General features: G+C 66.4%; 11 protein-coding genes and 1 pseudogene. 6 read left to right on the forward strand and 6 right to left on the reverse strand.

The features are described 5' to 3' along the window. A pseudogene (locus BRAO375_RS04895) lies at positions 1–312 on the reverse strand (hypothetical protein); the annotation flags it as partial. Between the two features lie 266 nt (positions 313–578). Beyond that, complete coding sequence (locus BRAO375_RS04900) at positions 579–1,895, reverse strand: mechanosensitive ion channel family protein (RefSeq protein ID WP_009026344.1); 1,317 nt, start codon at positions 1,893–1,895, stop codon at positions 579–581. Positions 1,896–2,104: 209 nt separating this feature from the next. On the opposite strand from BRAO375_RS04900, the gene BRAO375_RS04905 reads away from it, so the two are divergent. Then, positions 2,105–3,898, forward strand: coding sequence for a potassium/proton antiporter (locus BRAO375_RS04905; protein ID WP_009026345.1), 1,794 nt, complete (start codon positions 2,105–2,107; stop codon positions 3,896–3,898). A gap of 226 nt (positions 3,899–4,124) precedes the next feature. On the opposite strand, the gene mepA is transcribed toward BRAO375_RS04905, so the two are convergent. After that, positions 4,125–5,066, reverse strand: coding sequence for a penicillin-insensitive murein endopeptidase (gene mepA / locus BRAO375_RS04910; protein WP_009026346.1), 942 nt, complete (start codon positions 5,064–5,066; stop codon positions 4,125–4,127). 365 nt (positions 5,067–5,431) lie between these two features. Here mepA and BRAO375_RS04915 point away from each other — a divergent pair, with 365 nt between their 5' ends. Next, positions 5,432–7,663, forward strand: a complete 2,232-nt coding sequence (locus BRAO375_RS04915; RefSeq protein WP_009026347.1) for a putative bifunctional diguanylate cyclase/phosphodiesterase — start codon at positions 5,432–5,434, stop codon at positions 7,661–7,663. Positions 7,664–7,666: 3 nt separating this feature from the next. On the opposite strand, the gene ftrA is transcribed toward BRAO375_RS04915, so the two are convergent. Then, a complete protein-coding gene (gene ftrA / locus BRAO375_RS04920; protein WP_009026348.1) occupies positions 7,667–8,653 on the reverse strand; it encodes a transcriptional regulator FtrA in 987 nt (328 codons plus the stop codon). Positions 8,654–8,751: 98 nt separating this feature from the next. On the opposite strand from ftrA, the gene BRAO375_RS04925 reads away from it, so the two are divergent. Then, positions 8,752–9,150 (forward strand): rhodanese-like domain-containing protein, encoded by a 399-nt coding sequence (locus tag BRAO375_RS04925; RefSeq protein ID WP_009026349.1) that lies wholly within the window; start codon positions 8,752–8,754, stop codon positions 9,148–9,150. A gap of 98 nt (positions 9,151–9,248) precedes the next feature. Here the strand turns inward: BRAO375_RS04925 and BRAO375_RS04930 are convergent, their stop codons facing one another. Continuing rightward, positions 9,249–11,096: an AMP-dependent synthetase/ligase gene (locus BRAO375_RS04930; RefSeq protein WP_035639003.1), complete on the reverse strand. Its 1,848-nt coding sequence runs from the start codon at positions 11,094–11,096 to the stop codon at positions 9,249–9,251. Between the two features lie 152 nt (positions 11,097–11,248). Next, positions 11,249–11,614 carry a nuclear transport factor 2 family protein gene (locus tag BRAO375_RS04935; protein WP_009026351.1) on the reverse strand — a complete coding sequence of 122 codons (366 nt, stop codon included), beginning with the start codon at positions 11,612–11,614 and terminating at the stop codon, positions 11,249–11,251. Positions 11,615–11,784: 170 nt separating this feature from the next. Here BRAO375_RS04935 and BRAO375_RS04940 point away from each other — a divergent pair, with 170 nt between their 5' ends. The 3 genes from BRAO375_RS04940 to BRAO375_RS38950 all read left to right on the forward strand — a co-directional run bounded on the left by BRAO375_RS04940 (position 11,785) and on the right by BRAO375_RS38950 (position 13,617). Beyond that, complete coding sequence (locus tag BRAO375_RS04940) at positions 11,785–12,144, forward strand: hypothetical protein (protein WP_009026352.1); 360 nt, start codon at positions 11,785–11,787, stop codon at positions 12,142–12,144. A gap of 586 nt (positions 12,145–12,730) precedes the next feature. Beyond that, positions 12,731–13,255, forward strand: coding sequence for a hypothetical protein (locus tag BRAO375_RS04945; RefSeq protein WP_009026353.1), 525 nt, complete (start codon positions 12,731–12,733; stop codon positions 13,253–13,255). 56 nt (positions 13,256–13,311) lie between these two features. Further along, positions 13,312–13,617 (forward strand): hypothetical protein, encoded by a 306-nt coding sequence (locus tag BRAO375_RS38950; RefSeq protein WP_349545398.1) that lies wholly within the window; start codon positions 13,312–13,314, stop codon positions 13,615–13,617. Positions 13,618–13,619 lie beyond the last annotated feature (2 nt).

Here is a 13,619-nt window from a genome sequence, read left to right on the forward strand (position 1 = left end):
GCCGAAGGCCCCGCCGATCGCACCACCGAGCGGCGCGCCGACCTGTCCGAGCAGATTGCCGAAGAAGCCCTGCGGCATGAATTGCGGCGCGGCTTCGAATGGCAGGAAACGCTGCGCGAGCTGACCCGCGACGCCGCCGATCTGATTGCCGAGCCCTTGATGACCGAAGGCTCCGCCGATCGCGCCGCCGAGTGGCGCGCCATATTGGCCGAGCCAATTGCCGACGAAGCCTTGTGGTGCGAGCTGCTGTGCTGCGAGCAGGCCATAAGGCACTGTCGCCTGGAGTGCGCCATTCACTTGTTGTCCGTCCATTGTGTTCCCTCCTCGGTCGCAGATCGATTCAAATTGCTTGCGATCGCGATCCGTCGCGCGACAACGACGGGATCGCTGAGCACGCCGACGATAGAAAGGGCAGGACAGGCGGTGAATGGATCATTCGGTATACGCGTGGGCACAGAGTCCTCACGTCGATACCGTGCAAACAGAGCGGGCGCGTGTGCACCTTCACTCTCGCGTGAACTATGAACTACTTCACATTTGCAGAGGGCATGCGTCGATGCGACGCATGGTTATCGGGATCAGGTCGGCACTTCGACCGTCGTCTCCACCGGCAGCGCGCCGCCGCGCACGCGCAGCTCTCGCACCGGATAGGGAACGCGGATGCCCTCGCGCTTGAAGGCGTCCCACAGCGCCAGCATCACCTCGCTCTTGACGCTGTCCATGTAGCTGGGATCGGCGATCCAGCAGGTCAGGGAGAACTTCATGCCGGCCTCGGTGAACTCGGTCAGCAGGCAGTTCGGCGCTTTTGATTTCAGCGTGCGCGGCATCTCGGCTGCAATGTCGGTGGCGAGCTTGACGACGACGCGCGGGTCGGCGTCGTAGTTGGTGCCGAAGTTGACCTTCACCAGCGTGTTCTTGTCGGTGTAGGTCCAGTTGGTGACCTTCTGCGTGACGAGGTCCTCGTTCGGGATGAGAAACTCGCGGCCGTCGCCGGCGGCGACCGAGATGTAGCGCGTGTTCATCGCGCTGATGCGGCCCGAGCTGTCGCCGATGGTGACGAGGTCGCCGGGCTTCACAGATTTGTCGGCGAGAAGGATGATGCCGGCGACGAAATTGGCGACGATGCGCTGCAGACCCAAACCGATACCGACGCCGGCGGCGCCGGAGAAGATCGCGAGCGCGGAGAGGTTGATGCCGACCGCGCTGATCGCGATCGCGACGCCGAGGATCATCAGCCCCATGCGGACCATCTTGATCAGGAGCACCTGGATCGAGGGCGTCAGGTCGGTCGAGCGCGTGATCCGGCTCTCGACGAAATTGCTGGCGATATTGGTCAGCCAGAGCACGGCCAGCAGCAGCACGCCGAGCTTGATGACGAGCAGCGGCGTCAGCCTGAGGCCGCCGAGCACGACCGAGACGGAGTCGAGCGCGTCGACGACGTTGTCGAGCTGGCCGATGATGCTGAGCGCGGCGACCAGCCAGGCCGAGATCGAGACGATCTGCACGATGAAGGTGCTGCGGATCACGGAGGTGATCAGCCGGATGACCAGCCAGGCCAGCGCCAGCTTGAGCGCGACAGCGAGCAGATAGGAGCGGCTCGGCCAGGTCCACAGCACCATGCCGGTGCGCGCGATCCGCATCAGGATCACGAACACGACCGTGGTCACACTTTCGAGCAGCACGCGCAGCAGCTGCCGCAGCGGACCGGGCCAGCCCATCGCCAGCGATGTCACGTCGATGCGCGCGCGTACCGCCGCGCTCGCCGCAAACGCAATGCCGGCGCCGCTCAGCACCAGCCCGAGCTGCAGGTAGAACCAGGGCGAGGTGACCTCGGCGCCGATCGAGCGGGCAACGGTCTGCAGGAATTCGAGAACGTCTTTTAAATCGAGGTCCATCAGAAGGGTCTCGGAGAGGAATGGAGGCGCGGGCGGGCCTGGTCGGCGGGATTTAGTTCGTTTTTGTCACAAGCGATTGCCGTGAAATATACCCCGGATGCGAGCAAGGATGGAAAAATGGGCATATCGCCGCGATATGAGCAAATCCGGTTGGCGTGCAAGTGTGGCGACGATAAGGATGTAAAAGTCGGATCCATCAACGTTTTTTCATGACATCCCTCGACGCCGTCAGCATTGCCATCCTCCTTGGCGCGATCCTGGTCATGGCCGGGATCCTGTCCAGCCTGCTGGCGCTGCGCTTCGGCGCGCCGCTGCTGCTGGTGTTCCTGGTGATCGGCATGCTGGCAGGCGATTCCGGCCCTGGTCATATCGAATTTCAGGACGTCCGCACCACTTATCTGGTCGGCTCGGTCGCCCTGGCGCTGATCCTGTTCGACGGCGGTTTGCGCACGCGCTTCCAGAGCATCCGCACCGTGCTGGCGCCTTCGATGGTGCTCGCCACCGTCGGCGTGCTCCTGACGGCGTTCATCACGGCGCCGGTGGCGAAATACGCGCTCGACCTCGGCTGGACCGAGGCGATGCTGGTCGGCGCCGTCATCGCCTCGACCGACGCGGCGGCGGTGTTCCTGCTGGTGCATGCGCAGGGCCTGCGCCTGCGGCCGCGCGTCGGCGCGACGCTGGAGGCGGAGTCCGGCAGCAACGATCCGTTCGCGGTGTTCCTCACTTTGATGCTGGTCGAGCTGATCTCGGTCGGCCACGGCAGCATCGGCCATTTCGTGTTCGAGCTGGTGCGCGAGGCCGTGCTCGGCACGCTGTTCGGCATCGTCGGCGGCCGCCTGGTGGTGATCGGTCTCAACAAGGTCGCGCTGCCACAGGGCCTGCACGCGCCGTTCGTCACCACGGCGGCACTGGTGATCTTCGGCATGGCGCAGATTGCCCACGGCTCCGGCTTCCTCGCGGTGTATCTCGCCGGCCTCATCGTCGGCAACCGGCCGACGCGGGCGCATAACTCTGTCGTCACCTTCCTCGATGCCGCGACCTGGCTCGCGCAGATTGTGATGTTCGTGCTGCTCGGACTGCTGGTGTCGCCGCAGCGGCTGCTCGACAGCCTGCTGCCCGCGATTGCCGTGGCGCTGGTGCTGATGCTGGTGGCGCGTCCCGTGGCCGTGTTCCTTTGTCTCCGGCCGTTCCGCTTCAATTGGCGGGAGAAGGCCTTCATTGCCTGGACAGGACTGCGCGGCGCGGTGGCCATCTTCCTCGCCTCGATCCCGATGCTGGTCGGCCTGTCCAACGCCTATCTGTATTTCGACGTCGCCTTCGTCGTCGTGATCATCTCGCTGTTGGCGCAGGGCTGGACGCTCGGCGTCGCCGCGCGCAAGCTGCACGTCGCGCTGCCGCGCACCGACCGCGGCCCGCGCCGCATCGAGCTCGATCTGCCGGGCCAGCTCGAGCAGCAGCTCGTCGGCTATGCGATCCGCCCGAAGAGCCTGTACTATCGCCGCGGCCTGATCCCGTCCTGGTCCAAGCCCACACTCGTGATCCGCAACGAGCAGATCCTGTCGCCCGCCGAGGCCGAGCCGGTCGCGCCGGGCGATTATCTCTATCTGCTGGCGCCGCCGGAAAAGGCTGAGTCGCTCGACCGCTTCTTCGTTGACATGCCCCCCTCATCGGCCCCCGATCCGCATCTGCTCGGGGACTTCATGGTCTCGGCGGAGCATACGCTCGACGAGGTCGCCGGCATCTACGGCGTCAAGCTCGGCGAAGGCGACGACAAGCTGACGCTCGCCGACTATTTCGACATCCATCTCGACAATGCGCCAAAGGAAGGCGCCACCGTCGCGCTCGACACCATCGTCTTGGTGGCCCGCTCGATCTCCGGCGGCCGCGTCAGCGTCGTCGGCCTGCGGCTGCCCGAGGACGAAGAGGAGCAGCCGGTGCTGACGCGCAAGCAGCAGGTGAAGCGCAAGCTTGCCGATGTCTGGTCGTCGGTGGTGGGGGTGTGAGTCTCATTCGGCCGGCAGGATTGCGACTGAGATCCCAGCCGTTGCCAGCTCTGCGCCCGAGTCGAGCTTTTGCCGGTCTGCCGCCGTTAGCGCCGCGCGCTCGCAGCGGATCGATGAGGATGTGGCACCGTCATCCCGATGTGTGATCAGCGCGGTTACGACACGATGCGGCCCGTCCAGTGCGTCGAGGGAGGCCGGCGCGGCTCTCGTTTGCGTGTCTCGCACCTCAATTCTTGGCATCCGGCGCATGCAGCACGGTGCGGCAGCTCGGCGGCAGCTGCGCCATGGTGATCGGCTGCGGTGGCTTGGGCGGCTCCTTCGGCGGCGGCGGATGCAGCACGGCGTCCGAGAACCAATAATCGAGGTCGTCGCAGCCGTCGCCGCCCTCCTGATCGGTCTGGCCGTGGCAGTCCGGGTTGCCGGGCGGGCACAGCATGCGGATGTGGAAGTGATAGTCGTGGCCCCACCACGGCCGCACCTTGGTGAGCCAGCTGCGGTCGCCTTTGGCGTCGCGGCACAGCGCCTTCTTGATGGCCGCGTTGACGAAGATGCGCTGCACCGAAGGCTCCTTCGCCGCCGCCCGGATCACGGCGAGATGTCCCGGCGTGAACACGCGCGGATCGACGTCGAGGCGGTCCGGCCGCACCATCATGACCGCCGACATCTCCTCGCGCTCGTTGCGCGACAGCCGGTGCTCGGGCATCGGCGTCAGCCAGATGTCGGCATCCAGCCCGATCTGGTGGCTGGCATGGCCGCTCAGCGCGGGACCTCCGCGCGGCTGGCCGATGTCGCCGACCAGGATGCCGGGCCAGCCGGCATCCTTCCGGGCATGGGCGGCCAAGCGCTTCAGCAGCGCGATCATGTTGGGGTGGCCGAAATTGCGGTTCCTCGACAGCCGCATCACCTGCCAATCATCGCCATTGATCGGCATCCGCTCGGCGCCGGCGATGCAGCCGCGGTTGTAGGTTCCGATGACCTTGGTCGGCTGCGCCGAGGGCAGGATCCGGCGTGCGAACAGCTCCTTGGCGGGCGTGTTGGGATCGTCCGGGTGGGCCAGGGGTGGCAGGGCCTTAGGCTCCACGCTGCCCTTGTCCTGGGCGAGCGCGGGGGCCGCCCCGGCAATGACGGCCGAACTCATCATGGTGATCAGAATCAGGCGGAGATGCATGGCGTCAGTCTAGCGGCTGCCGGTCGGCAGGGTAGGACGATGTTAAGCGGCTGATAACCCTTCGACGGGATTGGTGGAACCCGCTGAAGACGGTTCAATTGCCTGACGTTGTTCGCTCATCGGACATCCTCACCCTGCGAAATACACGGTATGCGCGTCCATTGTCGCAGTCGCGTGCGGGAGGCACTTACCGTCGGTTGTGCGCGGACAGGTTTGGTTGACCATGCCCGCCGATATGACCTCTCGCAACGCGAGAATATGTGGCCTTTCTCGCGCAATCAGAGATGGTGTTAGCCTACATCGAGATACCATTTTTTCAGACACTTGGCCGAAAACCCGAAGTCTGAAGGAGAGTGAGGCGTGAAATGCGGCCTGTTCGGCCTACGAAGCCCAAGATCAAGCCCAGGACGCCGAAGCGTGCGCCCCGCGCCTGTTCCCATCCGGCCAGGCCGACCACGAAGCTGGGCCGCCACAACCTGCGCGAAACGGCCGGAGCCGGCGAGATCGCGGGGACTCGGGCCGAGGCGGACGCCGCCATTGCGGAGGCGAAGAAGGCGCATGACCGCCTGATCGAAGCAATCGATATCCTCCCCGAAGGCATCGTGTTCCTCGACTCCGACGGCCGCTACATCCTCTGGAACAAGAAATACGCCGAGATCTACAACCGCAGCTCCGACCTGTTCGAGTCTGGCGCCCGTCTGCAGGATACGATCCGCGTCGGCGTCGCGCGGGGCGACTATCCGGAGGCGGCGGGGCGCGAGGACGCGTGGATCGCCGAGCGCCTCGAGATGCTGTTTCATCCGAGCGGCCGCCATGAGCAGAAGCTCTCGGACGGCCGCACCATCCTGATCGAGGAGCGCCTCACCGGCGACGGCGGCATCATCGGCCTGCGCGTCGACATCACCGAATTGAAGCAGCGCGAGGAATCGTTCCGGCTGCTGTTCGACGGCAACCCCGTGCCGATGATCGTCTGCGCGCGCGACGGCGGCCGCGTGCTCGGCGTCAATGAGGCCGCGGCCCAGCATTACGGCTACAGCCGCGCGGCGTTCGAGCAGCTCAGCATCCGCAATCTGCAAGCCTATGAGAGCGAGATGCCTTGGGCCGGCGAGCAGTCCAGCGAGGAGCAGGCGGCGCGCACCTGGAAGCATGTCCGCGCCGACGGCACGCTGATCGATCTCGCGATCTATTCGCGTCATCTCGTCCACAACGAGCAGCCGGCGGTGCTGCTGGCGCTGATGGACATCACCGAGCGCAAGCGCGCCGAGGCGCGGCTCGCCTTCCTCGCGCAGCACGATGCGCTGACCGGCCTGCCGAGCCGCAACCTGCTGCGCCAGCAGATCGACGACAAGCTGATCCAGATGCGGCGCGGCTCCGAGAAGGTGGCCGTGCTGGTGCTCGGCCTCGACAATTTCAAGTCGATCAACGACACGCTGGGCCACGCCGTCGGCGACCGGCTGCTGCGCGGCGTCGGCAAGCGGCTGCGCTCGATCCTGCGCCAGGAGGACATCGTCGCGCGGCTGAACTCGGACGAATTCGCGGTCGTGCAGGGCGGATTGGCGCGGCCCGAGGATGCCGCCCAGCTCTGCCGCCGCCTGCTGCAGGCGCTCGCGGATCCCTTTCTGATCGACGACAGCTCGGTGGCGATCGGTGCGACGATCGGAATCGCGATGGCGCCGAATGATGGCGACGACGCCGAGAAGCTCCTGAAGAATGCCGACATGGCGCTGACGCGGGCCAAGACCGAGACACGCGGCACCTTCAGCTATTTCGAAAGCGGAATGGACGCGCGGGCGCAGAGCCGGCGCAAGATCGAGATCGAGCTGCGCGACGCGATCCAGCGCGACCTGCTGCAGCCGCATTATCAGCCGCTGATCGATCTCGCGACCGGGCGCATCACCGGATTCGAGGCGCTGGTGCGCTGGCCGCATCCGGAGCGCGGCATGATCCCGCCGTCCGAGTTCATTCCGATTGCCGAGGAGACCGGGCTGATCTCGGGGCTCGGCCGCTCGATGCTGCGCCAGGCCTGCGGCGACGCGGCGAAATGGCCCGACGAGGTGCGCGTCGCCGTCAACATGTCGCCGCTGCAGTTCCGCGTCGGCAACGTGCTGTCGCTGGTGATGGATGCGCTGAAGCAGTCCGGCCTGTCGGCGAGCCGGCTCGAGCTCGAGATCACCGAGACCTTGGTGCTGGAGAAGAGCGGCCAGGTGCTGGCGACCTTGCATGCGCTGCGCGCGCTCGGCGTGCGTATCTCGATGGATGATTTCGGCACCGGCTATTCCAGCCTGAGCTATCTGCGCAGCTTCCCGTTCGACAAGATCAAGGTCGATCAGTCCTTCATCCGCGACCTCGCCGCCAATCGCGAGGCCCAGGCGATCGTCCGCTCGATCGTCAGTCTGGGCAAGGGGCTCGGCGTGACCATCACCGCCGAGGGCGTCGAGACCGAGGCCGAGCTGCGCTGTCTGCGCGCCGAAGGCTGCCACGAGGCGCAGGGCTATCTGTTCAGCCGTCCGCGGCCCAATGCTGAGATCGTTGGTCTATTGCAGGCGCAGCGGGACGCTGCGGATGGATCCTCATCCGGCAAGGCGATGGTGGCCTGAGCTTCAAAATGCGCTGCGTCTGAACCGCGCGCGATACGAAGCAGGCGACGTGCCGACGCTGCGCCGGAAGGCGACGCGAAAGGTTTCGAGCGACTGATAGCCGCACTGCTCCGAGATGTCCGCCAGCGGCATCGTCCCGCTCTCCAGCAGCTCCCTTGCGCGTGACATGCGCTCCTGCTGCAGCCAGGCTGCAGGGCCCGCGCCCGTGCTCTCGGTGAAGCGCCGCAGGAAGGTGCGCTCGCTCATCCCCGCGCGCTCGGCCATCTCGCCGATCTGAATCGGTTGCGACAGCCGCGCGCGCGCCCAGTCCATGACCTCGCCGATCGTGCGTCCGGGACGCGCCTGGATCGGTGCGACGACGTATTGCGCCTGGCCTCCATCGCGATGCGGCGGCATCACCAGACGCCGCGCCACGCTGTTGGCGACCTTGCTGCCGAAGTCGCGCCGCACCAGATGCAGGCAGGCGTCGATACCGGCGGCGCTGCCGGCCGAGGTGATGACGTCTCCCTCGTCGACATAGAGCGTGTCCTCCTCGATCCGGATGCGCGGATAGAGCCGCTTCAGGTCGGGCATGTGCCGCCAATGCGTCGTGGCGCGTTTGCCGTCGAGCAGCCCGGCCGCGGCCAGCACGAAGACGCCGGAGCAGATCGACAGGCAGCGCGCGCCGCGTGCGGAGGCCTGCGCGATCGCGCGCAGCAGACGCTCGGGCGGCCGCTCGTTCCGATCGCGCCATCCCGGCACGATGATGGTGCGCGCCTGTGTCAGCCGCGACAGCGGCGCGCCGGCCTCGACGACGATGCCGCCGATCGCTCGGGCGCGCCGGGCTTCGGCGGACACCGCCGTGAACCGATACCAGGGAAAGTCGAACTCCGGCCGTGGCAGTCCGAACACTTCGACCGCGATGCCGAACTCGAATGTGCAGAGGCCGTCATAGGTGATGACGGCGACGAGGCCGGGATCCCGATCGGTGTGAGGTGCAGTTCGTGGCATTGGCGGAAACTTACCGGACTTTGTCCAATCCGTCACTTGGGGGACCGGGCGCGACGCGCGAGATTGCGCCGCTCAGGCAACGCCGCAGGAGAGAGACAATGACGACCCATGTTACTGAGGTACCCGCGGCCCCGTCCGCGCAGGCGCTCGCGCATTTCGAGGCGATGCTGAGCTTCGAGACCGACTGCTGGGACGTGCACGAGAGCCTGCGCTCTGGCGAGCCGGACTTCATGCTGGTGGACGTCCGCGGCCCGGCCTCATTTGCCGAGGGGCACATCGCGGGCGCGATCAACATCCCGCACCGGAGCATGACCGCGGAGCGGCTGGCCGCGTATCCGCAAGACAGGCTCTTTGTGGTCTACTGCGCCGGTCCGCACTGCAACGGCGCCAACCGTGCCGCCATCCGCCTCGCGCGGCTCGGGCGACCGGTCAAGATGATGATCGGCGGCATCACCGGCTGGCGCGACGAAGGCTTTGCGCTGACGGCGGGCGACTGACCGCGGAGGAGCCGGTCTCAGGCGAACGTCGCTGTCGTGCCGACACAGGCCGGGACGACAGCGGAGAGTGAGTTGCACGCTGCTCCCGCCAGACGTCGTCATTGCGTCTTCTTGGAGACGGCCGGCTTTTTCGCATAGATGGCCTCGATCTCCCGGGCAAATGTCCGCTCGATGGCAGGGCGCTTGTTCTTCAGCGTCGGCGTGATCAGCCCGGCCTGCACCGTCCACGGCTCGATCGTCCAATGCACGGCCTTCGGCGTCGCGTAAGCCGGATAGGCCTTCACGGTGCGCGCGATGTGACGCAGCAGCGAGGCGGCTTCGGCCTCGGGGCCGCGCTGGCCATGGGCGGCGAGCCGCGCCTGCTGCTCGGCCCAACCCTTGGGATTGAGCACGACGATGGCCGCGAGGAACGGCCGGTTCTCGCCGATCACGATGGCTTGCTCGAACAGCGGGTCGGTGAGGATTGCTGTTTCCAGATCGGCGGGGGCGATCTTCTCGCCCGTCGAGGTGACGAGAATGTCCTTGATCCGCCCGGTGATGGTGATGCGCCCATGGTCGATGCTGGCCTGGTCGCCGGTGTGCAGCCAACCGTCGGCCTCCTTGATGCGCGCGGTCTCGTCGGGCTTGTGCCAATAGCCGAGCATCACGTTCGGGCCTCGCACCATCAACTCGTCGTTGGCGCCGATGCGGACCTCGACGCCCGGCAAAGCGCGGCCGACGGTGCGCGGGTCGTTGTCATCGGGCGTGTTGACGCTGACGACAGGCGAGGTCTCGGTCATGCCGTAGCCCTGCAGCACCTCGAGCCCAAGCGCCAGAAACAGCCGCACCACTGGCTCGGCGATCGGTGCGCCGCCGCTGACCGCCACCTGCAGCCGGCCGCCAAATCGAGCCAGCACCTTGTCCGCGACGATGCGCTTCAGCAGCGGCCAGGCCAGCCGGTCCAACGCGGATTGCGCGCCTCGTCCATGCTGTGCGTCGAAGCGGCGGCCGCCGACCGCGATCGTCATATCCATCAGCGCGCGCGCGAGCGGACTGGCCACCGCGCGGTGATGCATCACGAGCGAATAGATCCGCTCGTAGATGCGCGGCACCGAGATGAGGATCGTCGGGCGGACCTCCAGCAGGTCCTCTGGCAACTGCTTCACCGAGCGCGCATAGGCGACGCTGGCGCCGATCGCGATTGGATAATAATAGCCGGCGGTGCGCTCGAAGGTGTGCGACAGCGGCAGGAACGACAGGAAGACGTCTTCGCTCGCGGCGGCGAGCCGCTGGTGAATCGCCTTGAGATTGGAGACCACGTTGTCGTGCGGCAGCATCACGCCTTTGGGCCGGCCCGTCGTGCCGGAGGTGTAGACGATGGCAGCGAGGTCGTGCGGCGCGATGGCGGCGGCGCCTGGAGCTGCACCATGTCTGGCCGCACCGAGCCACGTGTCGAGCGCGACGATGCGCGGGTCGGTCGGGCCGGCACTCGCTTGCGTCTCGGCGCACACGATCCGCTTCAAGTCAGGAAGCGCCTCGCCGACGGCGGCGATCTCGTTCCAGCGCGCGTCGGAATCGACCAGCAACAGTTGCGCGCCGGAATCGGCGAGGATGTAGGCGATGCTGTCGGCGTTATCCACGGCATGCATCGGAACCGGCACCAGCGCGCGCGATAACGCTGCCTGATCCATTGCGAGATGCGCGAGCTCGTTCGGCATTAGGATCGCGACGCGGTCGCCCGGCTCAAAGCCTTCGGCTGCGAGCGCCCGCCGCCAATGATCGACGACGCGGTCGATCTCGCGCCATGACAGGCTCGTCCATGCACCGCGTGCCGCGTCGAAGTGGCGATAGGCCGGATTTTCGGGGCTCCGGCCGACGCGCCAGCGCCACAGCTCCGGCAAGGTCGCGATGGCGGCCAGCGCGCCGGCCGCCAGGGCGTGATGATCGTCTGGACTTGATTGCTGCACGCTGCCTCCCGCGATCGCTGGTCCATCGCAGGAGAGGTCTTGCAGCGGCTGATGACGGCCGACGTTGACGTAGCGCAATCACCGAAGGCTCGCTCGTCCGTCGCGGCATGCCAGTTTTCGCCGGAGGCGGACGTAACGAGCGCGCGCGCCTCTCACGCGCCTTCCGGCACCTTGTCGAGAAAACCGGTGACGCGGCGGATGCGGTCATCGGCCAGCTCGACGAAGTCCGTGCCCTGGATCGGCTCGTCCGCGGCGTCTGGCCCGAGCGACCAGGAGAAGCGGACGTGGCTGCCATGACCAGTGGCGGCGCCTCGCAGGCGGAAGCGGAAGTCTGGGAAGCGCTGCTGCACGCCGGCGATCAGGCCTTCGATGCCGTCATGGCCTTCCGCCTGCATCAGCGGGTCGACATAGCTGGCATCGCCGGTCCATTGGCGTGCGAGCAGCGCGCGGCGTTGTGCCGGATCGCGCGCGTTCCACAGCGCAATATAGCCCTCGGCGATTGCGGCGAAGTCGGTCATCTCTGCTCTCCATGTTGTGAACGACGATGAGGCGATGATTGCGCCGCTCGCGCGTCGAATCGATTACGTCCGAAGTCATCTCATTTGGCATGACCAAACTGTAAGTTGCCGTCTCGGCGCGCGAGGCCTATCCCGCCGCGCGCAGAGACGGTGCGGGGGATTCGCGTCGCATGTTGTCCGATACCTGGAAGTTGATCGCCGTCGCGATCTGTCTCGTGCTGTTCACGGCGGACACCGTGCTCAAGCCGCAGGACAAGCCCAATCGCATGGTGTTCTTCGAGCTGCATCGCGGCGCCAGCCCGACGATGATCGGCATGATGCGCGACGATCTGCTCAAGCTGCCGGGGCGCGGCGCCAGCCGCGTCCGCAATGCGCTGGCGCGCGGCGAGACGTTAACGGTCTGGCAATATGAGTTGAGAAAGACTGAAGGCGGCAGCTACCAGGAGGTGCCGGCGCGGCAGATCGAGCTCGGTGCCGCCGATGCGCCGCTCGTCACCTTCGGTGCGACCGTCCGTCTGCCTAACGATTAGTTCGCCGTTCCGCCTTGCGGCTCCCGCGTCGTTCGCCGGTCATCCAGACTGCGCCCGCGCGGCGTGGCCGGACGCGGTTGCGTTGCGCTGCGGAGATTTCGGATTTGTGCCTCATCGTCCGTCTGCGTCCGGCGCATCCGCCATGCTGATCTGCCGCCGAGAGGGCCGGCGGAGCACTGTGGCCTAGGTGTCCGTGATTCCACGGGCTTTGCTGCGCTGCCGTGATGCGAAAGCCGCGCTGGCGGGCGAATCATGCCGGCCTCTGGCCGCGCTCGTGGCGCGATGGCCATGCTCGGAACCAGGGTGAGGCGATATCTGCGCGGCGGCAACCGCTGGTGCAGCGGCCTTGCAACACTTGCCCTGAATTTGGTTCGCGCTGCTGCGCCGTCCTGGACAAAAACACGATCTCGCAACACGCTGCATGCGCGATTTGGATTTGGCTTTCGCGTTCCGGTTCTGGGGAGGGCTCGTGATTGCAAGGTCCCTTCGCAGTCCAAAGCATCACACGCATCACACACGACGTGTCCCAAGGGACGTGTATCAAAGTCGGTCAGATCGGTTTCGCCGGGTTGAACTGGGGCTCGACATGAAATTCTGGACGGGGTTGCTCGCGGTTGTTCTCTTGCTGTCGGGGGTCGGCGCGAGCCAGGCCGTGGTCCGGATCGCCGACGACCGTGGTGGCCGGATCGGCACCTATGTGGACAAATACCAGGGCCTGCGATCCTCCGGCGAATATGTGATCATCGACGGCCTGTGCGCTTCCGCCTGCACCATCGTGCTCGGTGCCGTTCCCCACGACAAGATCTGCGTCACCTCGCATGCCAATCTCGGCTTCCACGCCGCCTGGGATTTCGGGGCCAACGGCCGCGCCGTCACCAATCCGGAGGCGACGCAGATGCTCTACTCGATGTATCCGTCGCAGATCCGACGCTGGATCTCGCAGCGCGGCGGCCTGACGCCGCGGATGATCTTCCTGAAGGGCAAGGAACTGCAGGCGATGTACAAGCCCTGCTACATGGACGCCCAGGCCTCCTCGCCGTCGGCGCCGCAGGTCGCTCCCAACGCTCCGGCAATCTCCCCGGCCGCCGCCAAGGCCTCCGCCGCGCACTGATCCCCCCGGTCGTCCCAGGGGGCGTCCTTAGAGCCCGTTGGGCGAGCTTCGCAGGTGTGACCGCCGCAGGCGTCTCGGCGCTTGCCTCGCCCGCCGGCGAGGCCTATCTCAAGGGTCAAGACGGGCCATGGCTTGTGCCATTTCGGGCCAGTGACCCGCTGGATGAGCACGCCATCATGCAGCCGCTTTCAGCGCCGCAAGACATGTCATCTGCCTCCGGTCGTCGTCTGGCCTCTGCGCTGGCGATGGCGGCCGGGGGCGTCGGCGTCGTGCTCATGGCCGGCGCCGGAATGCTGTGGGCGAAGTACGGGACCGCGGTGTTCTTCGAGATGATCGCAGCCGGCTTCAGCGCCTGCTTCTGAGA

The organism is Bradyrhizobium sp. ORS 375, from assembly GCF_000239775.1.
Classification (GTDB): domain Bacteria; phylum Pseudomonadota; class Alphaproteobacteria; order Rhizobiales; family Xanthobacteraceae; genus Bradyrhizobium.

Bases quoted from the DNA above. Each gene is read 5' to 3' on its own strand.
- BRAO375_RS04900 (WP_009026344.1), bottom strand. From the start codon at position 1,895: ATGGACCTCGATTTAAAAGACGTTCTCGAATTCCTGCAGACCGTTGCC.
- BRAO375_RS04915 (WP_009026347.1), top strand. From the start codon at position 5,432: ATGCGGCCTGTTCGGCCTACGAAGCCCAAGATCAAGCCCAGGACGCCG.
- ftrA (WP_009026348.1), bottom strand. From the start codon at position 8,653: ATGCCACGAACTGCACCTCACACCGATCGGGATCCCGGCCTCGTCGCC.
- mepA (WP_009026346.1), bottom strand. From the start codon at position 5,066: ATGCATCTCCGCCTGATTCTGATCACCATGATGAGTTCGGCCGTCATT.
- BRAO375_RS04940 (WP_009026352.1), top strand. From the start codon at position 11,785: ATGTTGTCCGATACCTGGAAGTTGATCGCCGTCGCGATCTGTCTCGTG.
- BRAO375_RS04935 (WP_009026351.1), bottom strand. From the start codon at position 11,614: ATGACCGACTTCGCCGCAATCGCCGAGGGCTATATTGCGCTGTGGAAC.
- BRAO375_RS04905 (WP_009026345.1), top strand. From the start codon at position 2,105: ATGACATCCCTCGACGCCGTCAGCATTGCCATCCTCCTTGGCGCGATC.
- BRAO375_RS04945 (WP_009026353.1), top strand. From the start codon at position 12,731: ATGAAATTCTGGACGGGGTTGCTCGCGGTTGTTCTCTTGCTGTCGGGG.
- BRAO375_RS04925 (WP_009026349.1), top strand. From the start codon at position 8,752: ATGACGACCCATGTTACTGAGGTACCCGCGGCCCCGTCCGCGCAGGCG.